Origin of the sequence: Planosporangium spinosum, from assembly GCF_049999945.1 — a bacterium.
In the GTDB taxonomy this organism is placed as follows: Bacteria; Actinomycetota; Actinomycetes; order Mycobacteriales; family Micromonosporaceae; genus Planosporangium; species Planosporangium spinosum.
Window position 1 is genome coordinate 1 of sequence record NZ_JBLYUB010000039.1, and the last position, 22919, is coordinate 22919.

Consider the following 22919-nt stretch of genomic DNA (forward strand, 5'->3'; position numbering starts at 1 on the left):
CCGGCAGCGGCTGCACTCTGCGCTCGACTACCGCACCCCAGCCGAAGCCCTCACCGACTACCAGATCCGCATCGCCGCCTGACCAGCAAACCCACGAGGACCTGTCCAAGATCCTTGACACAGCTCATTGTGACTTAGCCGTCTCGAAGGATCTACGCGGTGGCCGTCTCCTACATCACGACACGCTCATCAACGAGCCCGTCGTACACCATCTCCGTGGACGCAACCCGCCATGTGTCCTCCGCCGCTCCAGATAGGCAGGCATGACCGTAACTCAACTTGCTACGTTATGGAAAGACCTGATAGCGCAGAGTGAGCGTGGGTGCGAGTGGGTGGTCCGTTGGGGGCTAAGGCATGGTCCACCGTAGGCAGCGCAAGACCCGGGACGTGTACGAAACGATCAAGCTATCGAACGGCGCGCTCTGACGCATCGATGCAGGTGGCAGCCAGCGGCGACGTCTGATCCACGCGCCGGATCAGGTTGACGGTGGACGGCTGGTGCTATAGAAGACGGAGCAGCTCTTGCGCGGTCGGCGAGCTTGGCTAATCAAGATTATTTGAAGGTTAGGCTGGTCGGCCTTCGTGTAGATAGTCCGTGCGAATAAGGGATAGCCCCGGCAACCCCGGCCAGCCCAACCACCGTCGTTCCGGCCGCACCGACGATCACCCGATTCGTGGCGCTCATCGGGCACCACCCGACCGGCGCCGACCCGCGCCCTCACGATCGACAGAAAGCGAAACGGCTGCCTCGATCACCAACGTCCGTGATCTCGACGACCGTGCCCATTTGTCTGGTGCCCCCGGCGGGGCACCAGCCTGCGCCGACATCCCTGCGTCCCGACGGTACGGGCACCCGCAGGCCGGGATGCGCCCCCGTTTACCCCCGAAAACCCGTGCCAAGCGTTGACGATCGGCGACAAGCGTTGATCGCCGTGTGGCAGCGTCTGTGCAGCTCAGTGCCAAGATTTGACGATCGGCACAAGCTAGGGATTGCGACGGTCGGTAACAGAAGGTTAGGGGTTCGAGTTCTTCGGGCGTGCGACTAGGTTAAGGCTGTGACCGGCGAAAACGTCGGATGCGGCCTTGATTTGTTCCCGCGCGATCACCGGTTCCGGGGTTGGCCGTCCCTGGCCGTGCCTCCGGCGGCCGAGCATCGGCCCTGGACCCGGGCGCTTCGGGATGCCGACAGCCTGCCCTCGACCTCCGGCTGCGCACCTTGCTCCCTGCTGCTCGGGTGTTTGTGCTGGTCATGGTCGCTGTCGAGGTGGCATTGGGGGAGCAGTGCGTGATGTTGGGTGGCCCTGGCGGGATGACGACTGGCGGCATGCTCCCCATGGCGGGCCGGTCATTGGGGCTGTCGATGGGTGCCGTGAACGAGCGTCAATGGCGCCGAAGGGGTGTCAGGGGCGTTGAACAGAGCCGGCCTGACCTGCCGAAACGCTGTTGTGGCAGGTCAGGCCGGTGGACCGAACAAAGTTGACACGGAAGAGGTCACTGGTTCAAACCCAGTATCGCCCACCAAAACTGCAGGTCAAGGCAATGATCGCCGATCTTTCTGATCGGCGATCATCTGTTTCTGGGAGCAATTTTGCTACCACGGTAACGACCGAACCTGGACTTACGTCGCCGTCACCAGTAGCCGCCGCTGTCGAGCCCACGCTCTTGCAGGGCTGCCAGCAGGGGTGGTGCGCCACAGCCACTTGCCGGTGTCGGTGCAGAAGACGGTGTCGTAGGGGTGGGCGCGCAGCAGCCGGTCGAGGCCGTCGACGAGGAACGGCGGTAGGCGGATGTCGCGGACGGCGGCCTTGGTCTTGGGCGGGCCGAGCCAGCGTTGGCCGGCGACCTCGTGGAGGGCGCCGGTGTCGGCGGCGACGTGGATGACGGCGCGGTCAAGGTGGATGTTCGCGCGGCTGAGCCCGGCGAGTTCGCCGAAGCGCATGCCGGTGTAGGCGGCGGTGATGACCAGTAGCCGGGCGTGGAGGTTGGGCATCCGCCCGGCAATGCGCCAGACCTGTGCCGGGGTGGCGACGGGGCGCGGCTCGCCGGGGCCGTCGCGCAGCCGGAGCCGGGCGGTGGGGTCGAAGAGCAGGTAGTGCTCGTCGATCGCCTCCCGCAGGACCAGGCCGAGGACGGTGACGATGCTGCGCACCGTGACCGGGGACAGCCGGGTGGCGAGGGTGCGGACGAAGGTTCTGACCTCGTTGCGGGTGATCGCGTCGGGGCGGTGGTCGTCGAAGACGGGAAGGGTGTGTGTGCGCAGCATCGACTCGTATCTGGCGGTGGTGGCCACGCCGGCGAGATGCGCCGGGAGCCAGTCGGCGACCCATTCGGCCAGGGTCGGCGGCGGTGTGGTGAGGCGTTGCCGTACGGCTCGGTTGAGCTGGTCGAGCTGAGCGATTCGGTTGTGCGCGGCGTCGGCGGTGTCGTAGGTGCCGGCCAGAATGGTCCGGCCGGCGTACCGGTAGCGGACCCGGTAGTGCGGACCGTGTCGTTCCATCCACGCCATGGTGCACCTCCACCTGGGATCTGACTGCGGGTTTGATCCGTTACCGCTTCGACGCAGGCATGAGGTCCAGTCGATGAGGAATGGAACCCAATATGTGCAAGCTTCGTGTGTCTGCGCCTGCGACGACGTGGAGTACAACCCCGGCGTGGCGCCCGCTCGGACGCGGACGTGGCGTCTTCGAACGCACGGCGAGCAAGCGCGGGCCGCGATGCGGAGGGTTGTCCGCTTCCCGGCACGGAAGAGTACTGCGCTCCAACTCGCGCGGCGGGGGAGCGCAGGTGTCGATGCGCCTGGCCAGTGGGTGCGACAGGCCGAAGGCCTCGACGTAGGTCGTGACCAGCGCTGTCGTCACGGCTGGGCTGGTCCGCCGGGCCCACTTGCGTCCGGCCAGCGCACCGCCCGCGGCAAGGACCACGCCGCCGAGGGGCGGTTCCCGGTCCGGCGGGCGGGCTGCCATCCGCCGATGAGGGAGCCCGCGGTGATCGCCGCGGTGGGGAGGCGCATTCCACGACCGTGCACGGTCGAGGCTTGCCACCTCGTACACGTCCCCGCACGATTAACTGAGCAGCCTGATCTTTTCCTCGTTGCCGGGCGAGCTGATCATGGCCGTGCCGCTGTCGCCCATGCCCCCGCCTCAGCCTGACCCGCTCCCACCGCCGGTAATCATTCCGCCCGGCAACTTCCTTCGTACGCCGCGTCCGCTGGCCCCCGGGAAGCTCGGCCCCCGGCTGCGTAGCCCGCACGGCTTTACCCGCGCGGGCCACGCACCCGTAGGGGCTACCGGCCGTCGCCGGTCAGGGCCGGCGCGGGAGCGGCGGTGTTGCGGTTCGCCGGGCGGGGCAGGCCGTAGTTGTCGCGCAGGGTCCGGCCGTCGTAGTCGGTGCGGAACAGGCCGCGCTGCTGCAGGATCGGCACGACGTGGTCGACGAAGGCGGACAGCCCGGACGGCAGTACCGGCGGCATGATGTTGAACCCGTCCGCCGCGCCGTTTTCGTACCACTCGACGATAGTGTCGGCGACCTGTGCCGGGGTGCCGGCGACGGTGAAGTGTCCGCGGCCGCCGCCGAGCCGGCCGATCAGCTCACGGACGGTGAGCCGTTCGCGGCGGGCCAGGTTGACCACCAGGGTGCGGCGGCTCTTGGCCCCTTCGATGGCGTCCTCGTCGGGCAGGTCGGCCGGCAGTTCCCGGTCGAGAACCAGTGCCGCCGGCGACACCTTGAGCAGTTCGGCCAGCTGCGGCAGGGCGTACTCCGGCCGGATGAGCCGGCCCAGTTCGGCCTCCAGGGCGCGGGCCTCGGCTTCGGTGGCGCCGAGGATCGGCACGATGCCCGGCAGGATCTTGACCGTGTCCGGGTCCCGGCCGTGGCCGAGGGCGCGCCGTTTGAGATCGGCGTAGAACGCCTGCGCGTCGGCGAGGGTCTGGTGGGCGGTGAAGACGGCCTCGGCGTAGCGGGCGGCGAAGTCCTTGCCGTCTTCGGAGGAGCCGGCCTGCACCAGCAGCGGGTGGCCCTGTGGCGGGCGGGGTACGTTGAGCGCTCCGGCGACCTGGAAGTGTTTGCCCGCGTACGCGGGCGGGTAGATCTTCGCGCTGTCGCCCCACACCCCGGCGGCCTTGTCGCCGAGCGCGGCGTCGTCGTCCCAGCTGTCCCACAGCCTCAGCGACACCTCGACGAACTCGGCGGCCCGTTCGTAGCGCTCGCGGTGTGCGGGCAGGGAGTCGAGGTTGAAGTTGCGGGCGGCCTGCAGGTCGGCGGTGGTGACGATGTTCCAGCCGGCCCGCCCGCCACTGATGTGGTCCAGCGATGCGAACCGGCGGGCCAGGTTGTAGGGCTCGTTGTAGGTCGTCGATGCGGTGGCGATCAGTCCGATGTGCTTGGTGACCGCCGCGAGGGCGGTCAGCAGTACGGTGGGTTCCAGTGTGCCGGCCGGCCGGCGGCCCAGGTCGTTCCACAGGACGGGCCCGTCGGCCAGGAACAGCGAGTCGAGCTTGCCGCGTTCGGCGATGCGGGCGAGGTGCTGGTAGTGGGCGACGTCGACGTGGGCGAACGGGTCGGCCTCGGGAAGCCGCCAGGCGGCCTCGTGGTGTCCGACGCCCATCAGGAACGCGTTGAGGTGCAGTGTGCCGTGTCGGGTACTCATCAGGCTGCCTTCGGGGTGTAGTGGTCGGCTTCGTCGCCTTCGATGACGTGGCTGCGTCGGCCGTCGACGCCGACCGGCACGTCCCCGGCGACGGTGACGCGGTGCAGCCGGCGGGGCAGGTCGCCGTAGTCGTCTGCGGCGTAGTGCTGGGTGATCCGGTTGTCGAACAGCACCAGGTCGCCGGGTGACCATCGGATGCGGACCGCGTTCTCCGGCCGGGTGACGTACGCCTGCAGCAGCCGCAGGATGTCGCGTGACTCGGTGTTCGACAGGCCGACGATTCGCTGGGCGAAGCCGCCGATGAACAGGCCCCGCTCCCCGGACTCCGGGTGCACCCGCACCACCGGATGGGCTGTGGAGTACGGGCGGGAGACGAACACCTTGTGCCGCTCGACCGCTTCTTCGGTGCGGAACTGCGGGTGGGTGGCGTAGTCGTGGTCGTTGGTGTGTACCGCCCACAGTCGGTCGGCCAGTAACCGCAGCTCCTCGGGTAGGTCGGCGTAGGCTGCCGCGGCGTTGGCGATGAGGGTGTCGCCGCCGTACGGCGGCACGACCAGGGCGCGCAGCGTGCTGGCCTTGGGCGGGGTGAGTACGAACGTGACGTCGGTGTGCCAGTTGTTGGCCCGTGCCCCTTCGCCGCCCTCGACCGGCAGGATGTGCTCGTTGCCGTCCAGCGCCGGCACCGTGGGGTGCGCGGTGGTCAGCGGCCCGAACGCGGCCGCGAAACGCACCTGGCCGGTATCGTCGAGGTGCTGGCCGCGGAACACGAGGACCTTGTTGGCCAGCAGCGCGGCGGTGAGCTCCGATACCGTCCCCGCGTCGAGCGGGGTGGACAGGTCGAGGCCGACGACTTCGGCGCCGATCCGGCCGCCGATCTTCCTGACGTCGAGGCCGGTGTGGGTGGTGGTCATGGTTGTCCTCCTTGGACGGTCTGCATGATGAAGTCGTGCCTTCTCAGGCGGTCCGCACGACGTCGTCGTGCGTGAGGCGGGGTAGTCGCCCGTCCCAGGCGTGCGGTCCGGGGCGGCCGATGTTGACCACGAGCAGCGCGCGTAGCCGCCCGTCGGGGAAGAACTCCGCGTCGATGCCGGCCGGGTCGAAGCCGGCCATCGGGCCGGCGGCCAGGCCGGCGGCGCGGATGCCGACGATGAGGTAGCCGATCTGCAGCGCGGCGTTGAAGCGGGCCTGCGCGTGCCGGCCGGCCGGGTCGGTGGCCAGCCGGTCGGCGAGGCCGGGTCGGCGTGGAAACACCTGCGGCAGGTGCTCGTGGAACGCGGTGTCGGCGGCGAGGATCGCCGTCAGCGGTGCGGCGGCGGTCTTGGCCCGGTTGGCCTCGGCCAGGTGGGGCAGCAGCCGCTGCCGTGCCGCCGGCGAGCGGAGCAGGAGAATGCGCAGCGGCTGGGCGTTGAACGCGGTCGGGCCGTACCGGATGAGGCGGTGGATCGCGTGGATCTGCTCGTCGGTGACCGGCTCGTCGGTGAACGTGTTCGCGGTGCGGGCCGCGCGGAACAGTAGGTCCTGCGCGGCGGCGTCCAGCGCCAGCAGGTCCCCGGCGGCGCGGGCGGTCACGTCGCGGCTCCCGCTCGTGGTACGGCGGGTACGAGGGCCGTGTAGCCACCCTGGTGGTACAGCAGCGGCGCGTCCGATTCACCGTGCCGGGCGAGTAGCGGCTCGGCGAGCACGACGGTGTGGTCGCCGGCGGCGACCCGGTCGACCACGCGGCACAGCAGCCAGGCGAGCGTGCCGTCGAGGACGGGTACGCCGTGCGGGCCGGGCCGCCACGCCGTGGGTTCGGCGAACCGGTCGATCCCGCTCGTGGCGAATGTCCGGGCAAGGGCCTGCTGCCGTTGCGAGAGCAGGTGCACGGCGACGTGCCCGGCCCGGGCCACCGTCGGCCAGCTCGAGGAGGTCCGCGCGAGGCAGAACGACACCAACGGCGGCGACAGCGACACCGACGTGAACGAGGTGGCGGTGAAGCCGACCGGAGGCGTTCCGGGTGCGGTCACCACGGTCACCGTGCTGGCCTGGTGGCGCAGCAGAGCGCGGAGCACATCGGCGTTCACTGCGGACGGCGCGGCGCTCACTGCCGGGGGCGCGGCGGTCATGAGGTCCGCCAGGAGGAGAACCGGCGCTCCAGGAGGACCAGGAGCTGGTTGATGACCAGGCCGATGGCCGAGATGGTGATGATGCCGGCGTACATGTCCGGCACGGCGAAGTTGAACTGGGCGTAGGTGATGAGGTACCCGAGGCCGGCCTTCGCGCCGGCCAGCTCCGCCGCGATGAGGATGAGGATCGAGTACGCGCCGGCGAGCCGGATGCCGGTGAAGATGGTGGGGACCGCGGCCGGCAGGACCACCTTTCTGAACAGGCGCAGCGGCGACAGACCGAGCGAGCGGGCCGACTTGACCAGGAGCGGGTCGACGGTGCGCACCCCGCTGATGGTGTTGAGCAGGATCGGCCAGGCGCAGCCGTACAGGATGATCGCGATCTTGGAGGTTTCGCCCAGCCCGAGGATGAGCACGAACACCGGCAGCAGGGCGAGGGCGGCGGTGTTGCGGAACACCTCCAGCAGCGGGTTCAGCAGCGTCGCGACCGGCCGGTACCAGCCGATGAGCAGACCCAACGGCACGGCCACGATGATCGCGAGCCCGAATCCGGACAGCGACCGGACCAGGCTGGCCTCGACGTGCTGGGCGAGCTGACCGGTGGCCGCGAGGGTCCACCACGCCTTGAGTACCTGTGACAGCGGTGGCAGGAAGGTCGGGTCGACCAGGTTCAGGCGCGGGAACGTCTCCCAGATGGCGAGCAGCGCGGCGATGGCGGCGGTGCGCTGCGTGGCGGCGCCGAGCAGGGCGATCGGGCGTCGCCGGCGGAGCGGACGGGTGCCGCCAGCGAGCGGCGTCGATCCGGCCGGTGGTGAATTGGCAGCTGTCGCAGCGGTGTCGGCGCGGGTGGAGTAGGCGGTGCTAGTCAACGCGGGCCTCCTGATGCTCGCTGCTGGCGGCTGGTCCGGGTCTTCTGTCGCGCCTCGGCGGCCGGCTGCGCCCGAGTCCGTGCCACCGGGTCCGGGGCCGGTGTTCGCCGTCGGCGTCCCGACGGCCGGCGGTGCGCTCCTGTTCCTGCGCCGTGACGACCTCGTCGCGCAGCAACGCCCAGATCTCGTGGCGGTACCGGGCGAACGTCGGGTCGGAGCGCAGGTCCTCGGTCTCGGTGCGCGATCCGAGCGGAATGTCGATGATCTTCTTGATCCGGCCTGGCCGCGAGGTCATCACGGCGACCCGCTGGCCGAGGTAGACGGCTTCGTCGATGCCGTGGGTGATGAACACGATCGTTTTGTTGGTGCGTTCCCAGATGCGCAGCAGTTCGTCCTGGAGGCTGTCGCGGGTCTGGGCGTCCAGCGCCGCGAACGGCTCGTCCATCAGCAGGACGTCCGGGTCGAAGGCCAGGCTGCGGGCGATCGCGACGCGCTGTTTCATGCCGCCGGACAGCTCGTGCGGGTACCGGTCGCCGAAGCCGGACAGGCCGACCAGGTCGAGGAAGTGCCGGGCGCGGTCGGCGCGTTCGCGTCGGGCGACGCCCTTGGCCTCCAGGCCGAACTCCACGTTGGCCTGTGCGGTGCGCCAGGGCAGCAGGGCGTACTGCTGGAACACCACGCCCCGGTCCAGCCCCGGACCGGTCACCGGCGCGCCGTCGACTTCGATCGCGCCCGTCGTGGGCGCCGACAGCCCGGCCAGCAGGTCCAGCAGGGTGGACTTGCCGCAGCCGCTCGGCCCGACCAGGGCCAGGAACTCGCCACGGCGTACGTCGAAGGTGATGTCCTCCAGCGCGCTCAGCTGGCGGCCGCGGGAGGAGAACGTCTTGCCGACGCCCTGAAAACTGATCTTCGCCGTCACCGTCGGTCACCGCCCGACCGGTACGGGTTGAACTCGTTGGTGTACAGGTCGGCGACCTTGACCGTCTTGCCCTTCAGCTCGCCGTCCTTGGTGAGCCAGTCGATCCAGGTGGCGAACTCGCGGTCGACGATGACCCCGCCGGTGCCGGCGACGCCGGTGCTCTTCCAGTACTGCAGTTGGCTGTCGTCCTCGTTGCGGCTCCGGGCCTTGAGGATCTTTTCGTACTCGGCGATGACGGTGTCCCGTGGTTGGGTGCGGGCCCACTCGATCGCCTTCGCGACGCCGGTGACGAAGGCGCGTACCGTGTCGGGGTTCTTCTTGATGAAGTCGGCGCGGAACGCGTAGCTGCCGGCGGTGAACTTCCCCAGCAGGTCGTAGTCGGTGAACAGGGGATGGATGCCGCCGCGGGCGAGGGCCTTGTCCCGCAGCGGACCGCTGAGCACGGCGACGTCCAGTTGGCCCGCCCGCAGCGCCTGCTCGGCGTTGACCGGGGGCACCACGACCTCGGTGACCTGCCTGACCTCCGCGTCCGACAGGCCGTTTCGGGTCAGGTAGGTCTTGAGTACGGCCTCGTAGTGCGCCCCGAGGGTGTTCATGCCGACCTTCTTGCCGACCAGGTCACGGGCCGACTTGATCGGGCTGTCGTCGCGCACGTAGTACCCGCCGTAGGACTGCTCGTCGACGCCGTAGTAGCCGATCACCGCCTTGATCGGCGCATTCGCGGCTTTCAGCTTGACGATCGCCCCGTTGAACGCCCCGCCGAAGTCGGTGTCGCCGGTCGTGGCGGCCTGGATGTCCTGCGGGCCGCTGATCGTGTTGCCGATCCACTTGAGCTTCACGTTGCCCAGGTAACCGAGGTCGGCGGCCAGTTCGGGCAGCGTGACCGCGCCGACCGAGCCCTGGTAGCGCAGCTCGGTGACCTGCTTTCCGGGCGAGGCGCCGGCCGTGCCGCAGCCGGCCAGCCCCGCCACGGCGACCGCCATCGTCGCGACGGCCGTCCTGAGTCTTCTTCTCCTACGCACCAGTGGCTCCTTCCGGGGTGAGCGGGTCGGCGGATCGGCCGACCGCGGCGGTGATGTGGGCCGGCGGCAGTGGCGGCCCAACTGCGGTACGCGCGCCGGGGGTACGCCCCTTGCCCCAGCCGATCTCGTTGCGGTAGCTGCCCAGCAGCCCGGTGGCCACCAGGTACTCCTCGTCGAGCAGGGGCGACGATGTCGGCAGTGGACAGGCGTGCGGCGCGACGAACAAGGCGTCGACGGGGCAGTAGGCCTCGCACATGAAGCAGGTCTGACAGTCGGTCTGCCGCGCGATCACCGGCGGTCCACCGCCGGGGGTCGGGTCGAACACGTTGGTCGGGCAGACGGCGACGCAGACGTCGCAGCCGATGCAGCGCGCCGCGGAGACGATCTCGATCATGATGCGGTCGCCAGTGCCGGCCGTACCGGCTCGGTCTCGACGTGCACCTCGTCGAGGCCGCTGACGACCAGCCGGTGCCACTGGCCGGGGTCGGTGTCCGGATGGTCCTCCCGCTTGTGCATCCCGCGGCTCTCGGTACGGGTGAGTGCGCCGGTGTACATCCAGCGGGCGTGCGCGACCATAGCGGCCACCTGCCGCGCCGGGACCGGGTCGTAGCCGTCGCCCCTACCGCCCCCGAGTCCGGCGCGCAGCGCCGCCCACGTTTCGTCGAGCGCGGCCAGCGCCGGGGCCAGCCGGTCGCCGTGGCGCAGGTAGTTGCGGTCGTACGGGTGGACGTACGCGGAGATGACCTCACGTACCACCCGGTGGTCCACTCTTGCCGTCGCCGGTCCGGTCGGGCGCAGCCCGGCCTCGCCGGCCGGGTGCAACCGCGGGCGGCCGGCCGCGCCCCGCATCCCACGCGCGTGGCGGGCGGCGGCCCGCCCGGCCCAGGTGCCCGACGACATCGCCCACGCCGAGTTGTGGCTGCCGCCGCCGGTGAACCCGCCGCAGATGAGTTCCCGGGTGGCCGCGTCGCCGGCCGCGTACAGGCCGGGCACGCCTGTGGCGCAGTCGCCGTCGACGACCCGGATCCCGCCGGTTCCCCGCACCGTGCCCTCCAGCAGCAGCGTCACCGGGAACCGCTGGGTGAACGGGTTGATGCCGAGCCGGTCGTAGGGGAGGAAGAAGTTGGGCTGGCCCCGGCGCATCGCCGCCTGCGTGTCGGCGTCGGCCTGGTCGAGCTGGCAGTGCACCGGGCCGCGGAGCAGCGCACGGGCGATCACCGACCGGCCGCGCTGGCTGCCGGCGCCCTCGAGCGGAGTGCCGTCCGGGTGGAAGAAGGAGGCGAAGTTGTAGTACGCGGTCTTGGTCACCGACGTGAACGCCGGGGCGATCCCGTACGCGTTGGAGAACTCCATCCCCGACAGGGCCGCGCCCACCTCCGCGGCCATGAGCGCACCGTCGCCGGTGTCGACGTTCGTGCCCAGCGCGCCGCTTCCGAACGCGCAACCGCCGGTGGCGACCACGACCGCGCCGGCGTGCACCCGGTACGGCCGGTGCTGCTGACGCCGGTATCCGGCCACCCCGCCGACCCCACCCGTCGCGTCGACCAGCAGTTCCAGGACCGGGCTGTGGTCGAGCACCCGTACCCCGCGCCGCTTGATCCAGGCGCGCATCCGGCGCATGTACTCCGGCCCCTGCACCCCCGTGCGCACCTGGGCACCGTCGACCACCGGGAACGGATAGCGGCCCTCGGTACCCAGGCGGTGCATGTTCTCGTACGTCTGTTCCAGGACCCGGGCCATCCAGCGCCGGTCGGCCAGGTACCCGCCGAGCCCCTCCCGGCTGGCCATCGCCGCCTCCCGGGCGGCCGGCCGCGGCTCGACGTACCAGACGCCGGTGCCGCCGGAGGCGGTCGGCCCGCTCGTTCCGCAGTACCCCTTGTCTGCCAGGACGACGTCGGCCCCCGATTCGGCGGCGCTCAACGCCGCCCAGGTCGCCGCCGGCCCGCCGCCGATCACGACGACGTCGGCGGACAATGCGACAGCGGCGGCCTGCCGGGACCGGGTGGGATGTCGAGGGGAGATGTGTGTCATCGGTGCGTCTCCTCGCGGTCAGGCGGCGGATGGGTGGGGGCGACCGGCATCGGCGGCGGAGCCCGGGTGAACGGAAACGACACGGTGCCGGCGACGCCGACGCGGCGTCGTCGCATGCGGGAAGGCGCAGCGGGGGAGCGGACCCGGCGTCCGGGCCGACCCGACCGTCAGGCGCGGGGCGGTTCGCCGCGCCGCGGCGGGTGGGAATCCCGGCACGGGAGGGGGTGGGGACCGACCACGGCGTTGGCCCGGTGGGGTCAGCCGCACGGGCGGTGTCACACGGCGGCCGTCGCGGCGGGGTGTGATGGGACGGTCAGTGCTCGCGCTACGCCGTCAGACTCAACAGGTGCTGCTGCACACCCGGAGGAAGTCGACGAAGCGGCGCCGGACGAGACGCTTGCTTCGATCCATGTATGCACGCTAACCGCGGCGGTGACGGACCGTCAGCACACTGTGACGCGAATCACCTACTTAGTCTATCAATTTAGTAGGAATGGCTCGTGACTTCGTGTGGGGTTTCAAAACTCTGGCATCGCGGGTGAACTGCAGTTCTACGCGGCCGGTCCATGCTCGGTGATGAGCCCGTCGAGGACGGATCGACGTCTGTTCTGTTCATGGGTGAAGTCCGCCGGCGGGGCGGTCGAGCCGTGGACGACGCTGTGCCCCGACCGCCCTGATCGTCGAACGTGGCCGGGGAATGGGTCGACCGGGCCGCGCCGGTGTCGGGTACCGCCCGGTCATCGTCCACGTCGATGCCCGCGAGGCGGCGGAGTCCACGGCCATCTGCCGGCCTATAAAATCTGCCATGGCGGGACTAGAAATAATGTCGCCGGGCGGTTAACTTATCTGAAGTTGATGAAGAGGTTCGACGGTGAACGCCGAACGGGAAGCCGGTCGCGCGACAGGCGTGCCGGTTGGCCCGTCGGGTCGGCAGTTGTGGCTTTGTCGCATCGATGTGACGGAGTCGCTGACCCGGTGGCGGAAAGGCCTGATCGTCAGGGCCGGACCGCCGCAGAAGAGCACTGCCGAGTTTGAGCATCCGATGGGTTTGTGAGGAAGGAGGTCAGACATCGATATTGCAGCGGTGCGGCCTCGACCGCTCCGGTCGGCGCGACGGTGCATTCGGTACCCGCGTCCCTGACCGTGCGGAAGGCGCCCGCAAGCGCTCCGCTTCGCCGTCACTTCTGTGGTGAGGCGTGTCATGAGCGCATTGTGAAGTCAATAGATGGTGTTTTACCTCCGTTGGGCCCCGGCGCTGTCCATGTCGCGCCGGGGCCCCTGACCGCGTTGCGGAAGGTGATACTTGGCTGACACCAAGCCGGCGTCGGCAGGCAAGTTCGATGACGTGCACCACCCCGCCTACAGCATGGGTGCCGCCGCCGAGATACTCGGCGTCACGCCCAGCTTCCTGCGCAGTCTCGGCGAGGCAGGACTGCTCACGCCGCACCGCTCCGGCGGCGGGCACCGGCGCTACTCCCGTCACCAGTTGGAGCTGGCGGGCCGGGCCCGCGAGCTGGTCGACGAAGGCATGACCCTCGCTGCGGCCTGCCGGGTGGTACGCGCCGAAGACGAGCTCGCCGTGGCCCGCAGGCGTATCACCCAACTCGAGGGCGCCGCCGCTCAGAGGGTGGCGCAACCCTCGGTCGGGGAGGCTGCGCCGCACGTACGGTGACAAGCGCGAGCTGGCCGTAGTTCGCCCGTGGGGGGTGCGATGGTAAGCCGTGCGGGATGCTGGTCGAGGCGGTGCTGAACGGGCCGCGTCAGAAGGGCATCCGGCTGCTGCTCTGGGGCGCGATGCCCGGGCGCTGCGCGACCGGCTCGCCTTCTGCCACCACACGTTCGGGCAGCCCTGGCCGACGGCGGACCACGAGACGCTTATCGAGCAGGCCTGGCAGTGGCTGGGCCTGGAGTTTGCCCACGCCCGCCCGCCTGGCGACCTGGCCCCGTACCGGCTGGCCCCGCCGGTGGCGGGGGATGGTGAGGTCGGGCCCCGCAGCACAGGGCAGTAATGCGGGGCCCGAGCACCGTGGCGCCGTGCGGCGCCGCCCGGACCACAGTGGGCCCGGGAGTCTGAGTCAGATCGGGCGGACGGCGTCCGCGTGCGGGCCCTTGGCGCCCGGGGCGATGTCGGACTCGACCCGCTGGCTTTCCTGGAGCTCGCGGAAGCCGTCAGTCCGGATCGCGGCGTGGTGTACGAGCACGTCGGGCCCGTCGCGACCGACGCGGATGGAGCCGAAACCCTGGTGGGCGTTGAACCACTTCACGGTGCCAGTGGACAAGGACATCTCCTTCTGTGCGGTCACGGCCCTCGCGCTGCGAGGGCCAGATGGCCGTCTCAAGCAGCGGCGAACCAAGACGAATCCGCAAGCAGACCGATCCGGGCCGTAACTGGGCAGAAGGCAACCACAAAGTAAGAAACCGTTCTGTGGACTGTACACGCTCTGCGGTGACACTCCGGGCGGCAGTGCCCCTCGTCTGCGTCGTCGATCGGGGCCGGTCAACGCCGTGCCTGTGGTGACGGAATCAGAATGCCGATTTCGGCTCCCCGGCAGCGCCCACCGCTGCGGTGACGGACTTGGCCCGGTCGGTGCGGTTCCAGCCGTCGCATGCCAGCAGCGTGGCCTGGCGCGCAGGGTACGAGAAGCCCGATGTCGCCGACGAGCCGATCAGTTTCCGATTTGTGCGGCATGCTGGGCAAGTGATGAATCGGACGGCACCCGCCCTGACCACCGACGACCGCCCCGTCCTCGATCCCTTCGTAGTGCCCGACGCAGCCGGTCACGACGGACTACGCCTCGCGGAGGTGCCCTTCGTGCCCGAGATCCGTCTGCACCTCGCCGAGGACGCGATCGTGCTGCGGGCGAGGCTGGAGGCTCAGGTGGGGGCGGCGTTGCCGCCGCCGTTCTGGGCTGACGCCTGGGCCGGTGGTCAGGCGGTCGCGCGGTACGTCCTGGACCATCCCGACGTCGTTGCCGGTCTGCGGGTGCTCGACGTGGCCTCCGGGTCGGGTCTGGTGGCCATCGCGGCGGCGGTGGCCGGTGCGGCGGCCGTCACCGCCAACGACATCGATCCCTACGCTCTGGCCGCGATAGCGCTGAACGCCCATGCCAATGACGTGGCTGTCGAGGTAAGCCGGGGCGATCTGCTCGACGGTGACGGTGATGACGCCGAGGTGGTGCTCGCCGGAGATGTCTTCTACAGCCGGTCCATGGCCGAGCGGATGTTGCCGTTCCTGCACCGCGCCGCCGCGCGCGGTGCCCGGATCCTGATCGGCGATCCCGGCCGGGTCTACCTGCCGCACGACAGCCTGGAGGTCGTCGCGAGCTACCCGGTTTCCATGATCGGAGCGCCCGAGGACGCGCAGATCCGACACGCCTACGTCCTCGGGCTGCGTCGCTGACCGTGCCGCTCGGCAAATGGCGGGGCCGCGTCCCGCGCTGCGGTCCAACGGCGCCTCGTCGGCGGGGCTGACCCTACGAGTAGCCAGTGCCGGCGGACCCGGGGAGTCACACGACGACTGCGCGCCACCGCCGCGTCCCTGTTAGGGTGAACGAAGTTATTGGATCGGTGGTTCGCCTTATCCCGGCCAGTTGGCAGACCGCAGATGCGTCGCCAGCGGGTTGGGCGATGTGGGGCCGCTAGACCAACGGCTTCCGGATCTGCGTGGTGCAGATCCTCGCCTGACAAGGGAGAACGGCAATGGCACAGGGCACCGTGAAGTGGTTCAACGCCGACAAGGGTTTCGGTTTCATCAGCCAGGACGGCGGCGGCGACGACGTGTTCGTCCACTTCTCCGCCATCCAGTCCGGCGGTTACCGGTCGCTTGAGGAGAACCAGCGGGTCGAGTTCGACATCACGCAGGGCCAGAAGGGCCCGCAGGCCGAGAACGTTCGTCCGCTCTGATCAAAGCTCGCGTGCGGCCGGCACCTCAGACCCGCGCGGTCGCACCAATGAACGACGGGATGGTCGGCCCCACATAAACCGACTGGATCGATCCCCGCAGTTGTCTCACCGACAATGCGGGGATCGATGCTCTTGAGGCTTGCCCGCCTCGCGAACCTCACCGCGGGGTCGTGTCAGTGCGCCCAGCTCGAAGTCGTTGCGGCGGCCGAGGGTAGGGGAGCAGAATGGGAGCAGCGGGGCGCGTCCAACGGGCGCCGAATCGCGCTGGACCGGGCTGAGTCGCTTGCATCGTCTCGGCGTGACCTGCGGGTTCTCGTGTTTGTGCAGGTCAGCGCATGATCGGATTTTCGTTGACACGGAACAGGTCACTGGTTCAAGCCCAGTATCGCCCACCAGAGAAACGGCTGTGGGGTGTCAAAATCCTGGCGCCTGGCATCCAGGCATCCTGGGTGACCTGCAGTGCTATGCCGCTCGTTCGTACTCGGTGATGAGTCCGCCAAGGACCGATCGACGCCTGATCCGTTCACGGGTGAGGTCGACGGCGGGACGGTCGGACCGTGGTGGCTGCAACTGCAGGGCTCGGTGCGGACGGTATCCGTTGTAGTGGCGGGCGTACTCGTCGAGGGTTCGGCGGAGATGTCGCTCACCGAGGATGAGCATGCGGTCGGTGACCTCGGTGCGGACGGTGAGTACGAACCTCTCCGCGTACGCGTTGGCCCGCGGGCTGCGTGATGGGATCTTGCAGTTGGTGATGCCGGCGTCGGCGAGGACGGCGTCGAAGGCGGCGGTGAACTGCCCGGCGCGGTCCCGGATGAGAAACCTGAACTGTTTGGCGTGGTCGCCGAGGTCCATGAGCAGGTTGCGGGCGGCCTGGGTGGTCCAGTCCCCATCGGGGTTGGCGGTGACGCCGAGGATGTGGACGTAGCGGCTGCCGACCTCGATCACGAAGAAGACGTACAGGCGGGTGAGAGTGAGTGCGCAGTCGACGTGGAAGAGGTCGCAGGCGAGCACGGTCGACGCCTGGGTGGAGAGGAACTTTCGCCAGGTGGTGCGGTCGCGGCGTACCGGGTGCTGGTGGTAGGCAGAGCTGTTTGAGGATGCGGCGGATGGTGGACGCACTCACACGGTGACCGAGACCGATCAGCTCGCCCTGGATGCGCTGGTGCCCCCAGCCAGGGTTGGCGCGGGCCATCTGCTCGATGACGGCGGTGATGGTCGGGTCGATCGGCGGCCGGCCGGACCGGTGCGGATAGGTCCAGTGCCGGGCGACCAGTCGCCGATGCCAGCGCATGACCGTGTTCGGGGTAACCAGGCGGTGGTTCTTCAACGCCTGAGGGAGCGGTGGTTCTTCAACGCCTGAGGGAGGAGCCTGATCAGGGCGGCGAGCACGGCTCGGTCGGTCCAGTCCAGGCGCGGCTTCGGGTTCTGCCGGCGTAGGACCGCGTTCTCGTGACGCAGAACCAAGATCTCCAGGTCTTTGGCCGCGCTGGTACGGGCGAGGAGGGCGAGCCAACCAACAACGCGGCAGAGCGCGAGGTATGTCAGGCGCAGCGACACGCATCATGATGATGCCCGATGGCATCGTCAGGCGTTGCGTCTGTTCAGGTCAAACACGGTGATGGGGTTTTGGAACCCCGCAGGCCATCTGTAACCCTCGCTACGAGCTGCTCAGCCAGTCGCGCCGCCCGTGACCGTCCGCTAATCACCCTGACGGCGTGCAGCGCGCGGCGACCGACCGCACAGCATCCGCCGACACGGTCACAGGAAAGCGGCGCGAACGGCGCGCGGCCGGTTCTCTGGTAACAGTCGACGGCTTCGACATCCCGACGGGCGGCGCGTAGAAATCGCGTGAATATTCGACCGTCCACCGTAGAGAACGCGTCAACGCCACTGTCCCGCTCATCTACACGTGACTTCACTTGACTGCGGCCGCGGGCCTCCGCGGTCGGAGTACGAGGGAGGCGGCTGGCATGACGGCGAGCGGCTGGCAGATCCGGCGGACGCCGACCGACGACGAACGGGGTCCCACGGGTATCGCGGTGGCGGCCGGCGCGACGGTCGTGGTCGGTGTAGCGGCCACCGCCGTGATGATCCTCCGCACGCCGGACCCGCGACTGGGGCTGCTGGTGGTCGCGGTGGCGGCGTTTTCCGCCATGACCGGTAACGGCCGGGCGGCGCTGGCGGCAGCCGGGGTGGCCTGGCCGGTCGGCAACGGGTTCCTGGTCAACCGGGGCGGAGACCTCAGCTGGCACGGGCGGCTGGACGCCTGGTTCCTGCTCGGCCGGCTGTGGGCGGCGGCGGTGGGTACGGCCGCCACCACGATCCGCCGCGCGCGTCGCAATCGGCGGCGTTGGCGCCTGTTCACCGTGTTGCTACGCGAGTCGAGCGGGCAGGTGCGGCTGGCGCCGGGGGCGCAGTCCGTGCGGCCGGACGGCCGGGTGGAGGGCGCCGGCATTGTCGAGGAGAGCGGGAGGTAGGCGTGCTGGACGTGGTGTTCGTGCTGGTGACGGTGGTGCTGTTCGCCGTGCTGGCGCTCGCGGCGCGGGCGGTGGAGCGGCTGTGAGCGTCGAGAACGTGGTGGGTCTGGTGCTGGCGGTCGGTCTGGTCGCCTACCTGGTGGTCGCCCTGTTGTTTCCGGAGCGGTTCTGATGAGCGACACCACGGCAGGAGTCCTCTTTGTCACCTCGCTGGTGGTCGCCCTGGCGGTGGCCTACCGGCCGCTCGGCGACCACCTGTACCGGACGGTGACCTCACCCCGGCACCTGCGCGCCGAGCGGGTGGTGTGTCGGCTGGTCGGGGTCGACCCGGACGGCGAGCAGTCCTGGACGGTGTACGCGCGCAGCGTGCTCGCCTTCTCCGCGGTGTCGATCCTGTTCCTGTATGCGTTCCTGCGGTTGCAGAGTCACCTCTGGTTGTCGCTGGGCTTCCCCGCGGTGCCGCCGGCCGGGGCGTGGAACACCGCGGTCAGCTTCGTCACCAACACCAACTGGCAGTGGTACTCCGGTGAGTCGACCATGGGTCATCTGGTGCAGATGGCCGGCCTGGCGGTGCAGAACTTCGCCTCGGCGGCGGTGGGCATCGCGGTGGCGGTGGCGCTGGTGCGCGGGTTCGCCGGCCGCCAGACGACGCAGGTGGGCAACTTCTGGGTCGACCTGGTCCGCATCGTGGTCCGCGTCCTGCTGCCGATCTCCGCGGTCGCGGCGATCGCGTTGGTCGCCGGCGGCGCGGCGCAGAACCTGGCGGCCGGCCACGACGTGCACACCCTCGCTGGCGCCGCGCAGCACCTGCCCGGCGGGCCGGTGGCCAGCCAGGAGGCCATCAAGGAGCTGGGCACAAACGGGGGCGGGTTCTACAACGCCAACAGCGCCCACCCGTTCGAAAACCCGACCGCCTGGACCAACTGGCTGCAGATCTTCCTGTTGCTGGTGATTCCGTTCAGCCTGCCGCGCGCGTTCGGCCGGATGGTGGGCAGCAACCGGCAGGGGTACGCGATCGTCGCGGCGATGGCGATTCTGGCTCTCGGCAGCGTCATCACGATCAACGTGCTGCAGGGGTTGCACCACGGCACTGTGCCGCAGGCGGCGGGCGCGGCGAGCGAGGGCGTCGAGACCAGGTTCGGGGTGCTCGACTCGGCCACCTTCGCCAGCGCCACGACGCTGACGTCGACCGGGGCGGTGGACTCGGTCCACGACTCCTATACCGCTCTCGGCGGCGGCATGACGATGTTGAACATGATGCTCGGCGAGGTCGCGCCCGGCGGGACCGGGTCGGGCCTGTACGGCATGCTTATCCTCGCCGTGCTCACGGTGTTCGTCGCCGGGCTGATGGTCGGGCGGACCCCGGAGTACCTGGGCAAGAAGATCGGCGCCCGCGAGGTCAAGTTCGCGTCGCTGTACTTCCTGACCACCCCGGCGCTGGTGCTGATGGGCACGGCTGCGGCAATGGCGCTCAAGGCGGCGCGGGCGTCCATGCTCAACTCCGGACCACACGGGCTGTCCGAGGTGTTGTACGCCTACACCTCGGCGGCCAACAACAACGGCTCGGCGTTCGCCGGCCTGACCGCCAACACCACCTGGTACAACACCACGCTCGGGGCGGTGATGCTGCTCGGCCGGTTCCTGCCGATGGTGTTCGTGCTCGGCCTGGCCGGCTCGCTCGCGCGCCAGAGTCCGGTACCCGCCTCCACCGGCACGCTCAAGACCTACCAGCCGCTGTTCGTGGGCATGTTGGTGGGCGTGACCGCGATCCTGGTGGCCCTGACATTCCTGCCCGCCCTCGCCCTCGGCCCCCTCGCCGAAGGCCTCAAGTGACACCGCGACAGGGAAGCCCGATGACCGTTACCGACGTCGCCATACCGCAGGCGCACCCGCCGGAAGGGCCCGGCCCGCGCCGGGTGTCCGGCGGGCTGCTCGACCCCACCCAACTGCTGCGATCCACCCCGGACGCGCTCCGCAAGCTCGACCCCCGCACGTTGTGGCGCAACCCGGTCATGTTCATCGTCGAGGTCGGCTCGGTGTTCACCACCGTCCTCGCGATCGCCCATCCGACCGTGTTCGCGTGGCTGACCACCGGCTGGCTGTGGCTGACCGTGGTGTTCGCCAATCTCGCCGAGGCGGTCGCGGAGGGCCGGGGCAAGGCGCAGGCCGAGACGCTGCGCCGGGCCAAGCAGGGCACCATCGCGCGTCGACTGGCGGGCTGGGCGCCCGGCGGTGGACGCGTCGACGAGGAGTCGGTACCCGCGGCCGAACTCACGCTGGGCGATGTCGTCGTGGTCGAGGCGGGAGAGATCATCCCGGGTGACGGTGACGTGGTCGAGGGGATCGCCAGCGTCGACGAGTCCGCGATCACCGGCGAGTCCGCGCCGGTGATCCGCGAGTCCGGCGGGGACCGGTCGGCGGTCACCGGCGGCACCAAGGTGCTATCCGACCGGATCGTCGTGCGGATCACGCAGAAGCCGGGGGAGAGCTTCATCGACCGGATGATCGCCCTGGTCGAGGGCGCCAACCGGCAGAAGACCCCCAACGAGATCGCGTTGAACATCCTGCTCGTCGCGCTGACGATCATCTTCCTGCTCGCGGTCGCCGCGCTGCAGCCGCTGGCGATCTACTCCAAGGGCGTGCAGGTGTTCGCGCCCGACACCGGGGCCCTGACCGCGCACGGCGTGACGGCCGTCGTGCTCGTCTCGCTGCTGGTGTGCTTGATTCCCACCACGATCGGGGCACTGCTGTCGGCGATCGGCATAGCAGGCATGGACCGGCTGGTGCAGCGCAACGTCCTCGCCATGAGTGGCCGCGCGGTCGAGGCGGCCGGCGACGTCAACACCCTGCTGCTGGACAAGACCGGCACCATCACTCTCGGCAACCGGCAGGCCAGCGACTTCCTGCCGATCGACGGGATCGACCCGGCCGACCTGGCGGACGCGGCACAGCTGTCCAGCCTCGCCGACGAGACCCCCGAGGGCCGCTCGGTCGTCGTCTACGCCAAGACCGCGTACGGGCTGCGTGAACGCCAGGCCGGCGAACTGACGTCCGCCACCTGGGTGCCGTTCACCGCGCAGACCCGAATGTCGGGGGTTGACCTGGCCGCGGACGGCCGCGTGGTGCGCTGCATCCGTAAGGGCGCGGCGACCGCGGTGATGAAGTGGGTCCGCGACCACGGCGGCCACCCGATCGACCAGATCGGGCCACTGGTCGACGGCATCTCCGCCTCCGGCGGCACCCCGCTCGTCGTCGCCGAGCACGTGGAGGGCCAGCCGGCGCGCACCCTCGGCGTGATCCACCTCAAGGACGTGGTCAAGACGGGGATGCGGGAGCGCTTCGACGCGATGCGGCGCATGGGCATCCGCACCGTGATGATCACCGGTGACAACCCGCTGACCGCCCAGGCCATCGCCGCCGAGGCCGGCGTGGATGACTTCCTTGCCGAGGCCAAGCCCGAGGACAAGATGGCGCTGATCAAACGCGAGCAGCAGGGCGGCAAGCTGGTCGCGATGACCGGCGACGGCACCAACGACGCCCCGGCCCTCGCGCAGGCCGACGTCGGCGTCGCCATGAACACCGGCACGTCGGCGGCCAAGGAGGCCGGCAACATGGTCGACCTGGACTCCGACCCGACCAAGCTGATCGAGATCGTCGAGATCGGCAAGCAGTTGCTGATCACCCGCGGGGCGCTGACCACGTTCTCGATCGCCAACGACATCGCCAAGTACTTCGCGATCATCCCGGCCATGTTCGCCGCCGTCTACCCGGGCCTGGAGCGGCTCAACGTCATGCGGCTGGCCAGCCCGACCTCGGCGGTCCTGTCCGCGGTCGTGTTCAACGCGCTCATCATCGTCGCGCTGATCCCGCTCGCCCTGCGCGGGGTGCGCTACCGGCCGAGCAGCGCGGCCGCGATGCTGCGCCGCAACCTGCTCGTCTACGGCCTCGGCGGCATCATCGCCCCGTTCGTCGGCATCAAGCTCATCGACCTGCTCATCCAGTTCGTCCCCGGGATCTCGTGATGCGCCTGCCCTCCTGGCTTGCCCAGCACGTCGCCGCCCTGCGCGTGCTGCTCGTGCTCACCGTGCTCACCGGTATCGCGTACCCGCTGGTCATCACGGTCGTCGCCCAGCTGCCCGGCCTGTCCCACCGCGCCGACGGCTCGCTGATCATGGTCGGAGACCGGACGGTGGGCAGCGCGCTCATCGGCCAGTCGTTCATCGACCTCGCCGGCAAACCCCTCGTGCAGTACTTCCAGCCGCGCCCCTCGGCGGCCGGCGGCGGCAACGGGTACGACCCGACCGCCAGCGGCGGGTCCAACCTCGGTCCCGAGAGCATCGTCGACACCCTGCCCGACCAGGCCAAGCCCGGCGACACCGGCAAGCCCAGCCTGCTCACCCAGGTCTGCGCCCGCAGCGTCGCGGTCGGCAAGCTGGAAGGTGCCGACGGGCGACGACCGTACTGCACTCCCGACGGGGTCGGCGCGGTGCTCGCGGTGTTCCGCCGCGACGGCGCCACCGGCCCGGTGACCCGCGTGGTCAGCCTCAACCAGCCGTGCCCGGCGGCACCGTTCGTAAACGGCTACGCCGGCGTGGCCGTCGAGTGCGCCAAGGCGGGGGAGGACTATTCCCGCGGTGTCGTCACCCCGGTACGCGGCGACGCACCGGCCGAGCCAGCGGTGCCGTCCGGCGCGGTCACCGCCAGCGGCAGCGGCCTCGACCCGCACATCAGCCCGGCGTACGCGCGACTGCAGGCGGCCCGGGTGGCCAGGGCCCGCGATGTCGACGTCGCCACCATTGACGCCCTCATCGGCCGGCACACCACCGGGCGGTCCCTGGGGTTCCTGGGCGAGCCGGCGGTCAACGTCGTCGAACTCAACCTTGACCTGGACCGGCGATACCCGTACCACCGGTGAGGCGAGGCGTCGGGGCGGCCGGCGCAGGGAAGG

22 protein-coding genes and 1 pseudogene are annotated in these 22919 nt (G+C 69.9%); 9 read left to right on the plus strand and 14 right to left on the minus strand.

Annotated elements, in window-relative coordinates; genetic code table 11:
- Positions 1–1618: 1618 nt before the first annotated feature.
- From ACNTMW_RS31600 to ACNTMW_RS31645, 10 genes are all read right to left on the minus strand, one after another.
- On the minus strand, positions 1619–2497 hold the full coding sequence (locus ACNTMW_RS31600) for a tyrosine-type recombinase/integrase (protein WP_426637646.1): 879 nt from the start codon (positions 2495–2497) through the stop codon (positions 1619–1621).
- 786 nt (positions 2498–3283) lie between these two features.
- Entirely contained in the window at positions 3284–4645 is a 1362-nt protein-coding gene (locus tag ACNTMW_RS31605) for an LLM class flavin-dependent oxidoreductase (protein WP_426637647.1), read from the minus strand.
- Entirely contained in the window at positions 4645–5556 is a 912-nt protein-coding gene (locus ACNTMW_RS31610; RefSeq protein ID WP_426637648.1) for a TauD/TfdA dioxygenase family protein, read from the minus strand. Before ACNTMW_RS31610 ends, ACNTMW_RS31605 begins: the two co-directional genes overlap by 1 nt.
- Before the next feature lie 43 nt (positions 5557–5599).
- Entirely contained in the window at positions 5600–6214 is a 615-nt protein-coding gene (locus ACNTMW_RS31615; RefSeq protein ID WP_426637649.1) for a malonic semialdehyde reductase, read from the minus strand.
- Entirely contained in the window at positions 6211–6750 is a 540-nt protein-coding gene (locus tag ACNTMW_RS31620; RefSeq protein WP_426637650.1) for a flavin reductase family protein, read from the minus strand. Before ACNTMW_RS31620 ends, ACNTMW_RS31615 begins: the two co-directional genes overlap by 4 nt.
- Positions 6747–7619 (minus strand): ABC transporter permease, encoded by an 873-nt coding sequence (locus ACNTMW_RS31625; RefSeq protein WP_426637651.1) that lies wholly within the window; start codon positions 7617–7619, stop codon positions 6747–6749. The genes ACNTMW_RS31620 and ACNTMW_RS31625 overlap by 4 nt, the downstream gene beginning before the upstream one ends.
- A complete protein-coding gene (locus tag ACNTMW_RS31630; RefSeq protein WP_426637653.1) occupies positions 7612–8538 on the minus strand; it encodes an ABC transporter ATP-binding protein in 927 nt (308 codons plus the stop codon). The genes ACNTMW_RS31625 and ACNTMW_RS31630 overlap by 8 nt, the downstream gene beginning before the upstream one ends.
- Positions 8535–9560 carry an ABC transporter substrate-binding protein gene (locus ACNTMW_RS31635; protein WP_426637654.1) on the minus strand — a complete coding sequence of 342 codons (1026 nt, stop codon included), beginning with the start codon at positions 9558–9560 and terminating at the stop codon, positions 8535–8537. Before ACNTMW_RS31635 ends, ACNTMW_RS31630 begins: the two co-directional genes overlap by 4 nt.
- A complete protein-coding gene (locus ACNTMW_RS31640) occupies positions 9553–9954 on the minus strand; it encodes a 4Fe-4S dicluster domain-containing protein (protein ID WP_426637655.1) in 402 nt (133 codons plus the stop codon). Before ACNTMW_RS31640 ends, ACNTMW_RS31635 begins: the two co-directional genes overlap by 8 nt.
- Complete coding sequence (locus ACNTMW_RS31645; protein ID WP_426637656.1) at positions 9951–11591, minus strand: FAD-binding protein; 1641 nt, start codon at positions 11589–11591, stop codon at positions 9951–9953. Before ACNTMW_RS31645 ends, ACNTMW_RS31640 begins: the two co-directional genes overlap by 4 nt.
- A 1303-nt stretch (positions 11592–12894) precedes the next feature.
- Between ACNTMW_RS31645 and ACNTMW_RS31650 the strand changes: the two genes are divergently transcribed.
- Positions 12895–13263 (plus strand): helix-turn-helix domain-containing protein, encoded by a 369-nt coding sequence (locus ACNTMW_RS31650; RefSeq protein ID WP_426637657.1) that lies wholly within the window; start codon positions 12895–12897, stop codon positions 13261–13263.
- Positions 13264–13312: 49 nt separating this feature from the next.
- Positions 13313–13600, plus strand: a complete 288-nt coding sequence (locus ACNTMW_RS31655; protein ID WP_426637659.1) for a hypothetical protein — start codon at positions 13313–13315, stop codon at positions 13598–13600.
- A 66-nt stretch (positions 13601–13666) separates the two neighbouring features.
- On the opposite strand, the gene ACNTMW_RS31660 is transcribed toward ACNTMW_RS31655, so the two are convergent.
- Positions 13667–13870, minus strand: coding sequence for a cold-shock protein (locus ACNTMW_RS31660; RefSeq protein WP_426637660.1), 204 nt, complete (start codon positions 13868–13870; stop codon positions 13667–13669).
- A 422-nt stretch (positions 13871–14292) separates the two neighbouring features.
- On the opposite strand from ACNTMW_RS31660, the gene ACNTMW_RS31665 reads away from it, so the two are divergent.
- Positions 14293–14991: a class I SAM-dependent methyltransferase gene (locus ACNTMW_RS31665; RefSeq protein ID WP_426637697.1), complete on the plus strand. Its 699-nt coding sequence runs from the start codon at positions 14293–14295 to the stop codon at positions 14989–14991.
- A gap of 299 nt (positions 14992–15290) precedes the next feature.
- Positions 15291–15494: a cold-shock protein gene (locus tag ACNTMW_RS31670; protein WP_167928114.1), complete on the plus strand. Its 204-nt coding sequence runs from the start codon at positions 15291–15293 to the stop codon at positions 15492–15494.
- A 462-nt stretch (positions 15495–15956) separates the two neighbouring features.
- On the opposite strand, the gene ACNTMW_RS31675 is transcribed toward ACNTMW_RS31670, so the two are convergent.
- The 3 genes and pseudogenes from ACNTMW_RS31675 to ACNTMW_RS31685 all read right to left on the minus strand — a co-directional run bounded on the left by ACNTMW_RS31675 (position 15957) and on the right by ACNTMW_RS31685 (position 17051).
- Positions 15957–16613: an integrase core domain-containing protein gene (locus ACNTMW_RS31675; protein WP_426637661.1), complete on the minus strand. Its 657-nt coding sequence runs from the start codon at positions 16611–16613 to the stop codon at positions 15957–15959.
- A 34-nt stretch (positions 16614–16647) separates the two neighbouring features.
- Positions 16648–16785, minus strand: a pseudogene (locus ACNTMW_RS31680) (helix-turn-helix domain-containing protein); the annotation flags it as partial.
- 32 nt (positions 16786–16817) lie between these two features.
- Entirely contained in the window at positions 16818–17051 is a 234-nt protein-coding gene (locus tag ACNTMW_RS31685; protein WP_426637662.1) for a hypothetical protein, read from the minus strand.
- Positions 17052–17464: 413 nt separating this feature from the next.
- Here ACNTMW_RS31685 and ACNTMW_RS31690 point away from each other — a divergent pair, with 413 nt between their 5' ends.
- The 5 genes from ACNTMW_RS31690 to ACNTMW_RS31710 all read left to right on the plus strand — a co-directional run bounded on the left by ACNTMW_RS31690 (position 17465) and on the right by ACNTMW_RS31710 (position 22886).
- A complete protein-coding gene (locus ACNTMW_RS31690) occupies positions 17465–17971 on the plus strand; it encodes a hypothetical protein (protein ID WP_426637663.1) in 507 nt (168 codons plus the stop codon).
- Between the two features lie 82 nt (positions 17972–18053).
- A complete protein-coding gene (gene kdpF, locus ACNTMW_RS31695; protein ID WP_426637664.1) occupies positions 18054–18143 on the plus strand; it encodes a K(+)-transporting ATPase subunit F in 90 nt (29 codons plus the stop codon).
- Positions 18143–19804, plus strand: a complete 1662-nt coding sequence (gene kdpA, locus ACNTMW_RS31700; RefSeq protein WP_426637665.1) for a potassium-transporting ATPase subunit KdpA — start codon at positions 18143–18145, stop codon at positions 19802–19804. Before kdpF ends, kdpA begins: the two co-directional genes overlap by 1 nt.
- A gap of 20 nt (positions 19805–19824) precedes the next feature.
- Positions 19825–21993: a potassium-transporting ATPase subunit KdpB gene (gene kdpB / locus ACNTMW_RS31705; RefSeq protein WP_426637667.1), complete on the plus strand. Its 2169-nt coding sequence runs from the start codon at positions 19825–19827 to the stop codon at positions 21991–21993.
- Positions 21993–22886 carry a potassium-transporting ATPase subunit C gene (locus ACNTMW_RS31710; protein ID WP_426637668.1) on the plus strand — a complete coding sequence of 298 codons (894 nt, stop codon included), beginning with the start codon at positions 21993–21995 and terminating at the stop codon, positions 22884–22886. The genes kdpB and ACNTMW_RS31710 overlap by 1 nt, the downstream gene beginning before the upstream one ends.
- Positions 22887–22919: the final 33 nt, after the last annotated feature.

What these genes read in the sequence shown, in the direction of transcription:
- ACNTMW_RS31600 (WP_426637646.1), bottom strand. Translation starts at nt 2,497, where the DNA reads ATGGAACGACACGGTCCGCACTACCGGGTCCGCTACCGGTACGCCGGC.
- ACNTMW_RS31605 (WP_426637647.1), bottom strand. Translation starts at nt 4,645, where the DNA reads ATGAGTACCCGACACGGCACACTGCACCTCAACGCGTTCCTGATGGGC.
- ACNTMW_RS31610 (WP_426637648.1), bottom strand. Translation starts at nt 5,556, where the DNA reads ATGACCACCACCCACACCGGCCTCGACGTCAGGAAGATCGGCGGCCGG.
- ACNTMW_RS31620 (WP_426637650.1), bottom strand. Translation starts at nt 6,750, where the DNA reads ATGACCGCCGCGCCCCCGGCAGTGAGCGCCGCGCCGTCCGCAGTGAAC.
- ACNTMW_RS31640 (WP_426637655.1), bottom strand. Translation starts at nt 9,954, where the DNA reads ATGATCGAGATCGTCTCCGCGGCGCGCTGCATCGGCTGCGACGTCTGC.
- ACNTMW_RS31645 (WP_426637656.1), bottom strand. Translation starts at nt 11,591, where the DNA reads ATGACACACATCTCCCCTCGACATCCCACCCGGTCCCGGCAGGCCGCC.
- ACNTMW_RS31665 (WP_426637697.1), top strand. Translation starts at nt 14,293, where the DNA reads ATGAATCGGACGGCACCCGCCCTGACCACCGACGACCGCCCCGTCCTC.
- ACNTMW_RS31670 (WP_167928114.1), top strand. Translation starts at nt 15,291, where the DNA reads ATGGCACAGGGCACCGTGAAGTGGTTCAACGCCGACAAGGGTTTCGGT.
- ACNTMW_RS31690 (WP_426637663.1), top strand. Translation starts at nt 17,465, where the DNA reads ATGACGGCGAGCGGCTGGCAGATCCGGCGGACGCCGACCGACGACGAA.
- kdpA (WP_426637665.1), top strand. Translation starts at nt 18,143, where the DNA reads ATGAGCGACACCACGGCAGGAGTCCTCTTTGTCACCTCGCTGGTGGTC.
- kdpB (WP_426637667.1), top strand. Translation starts at nt 19,825, where the DNA reads ATGACCGTTACCGACGTCGCCATACCGCAGGCGCACCCGCCGGAAGGG.
- ACNTMW_RS31710 (WP_426637668.1), top strand. Translation starts at nt 21,993, where the DNA reads ATGCGCCTGCCCTCCTGGCTTGCCCAGCACGTCGCCGCCCTGCGCGTG.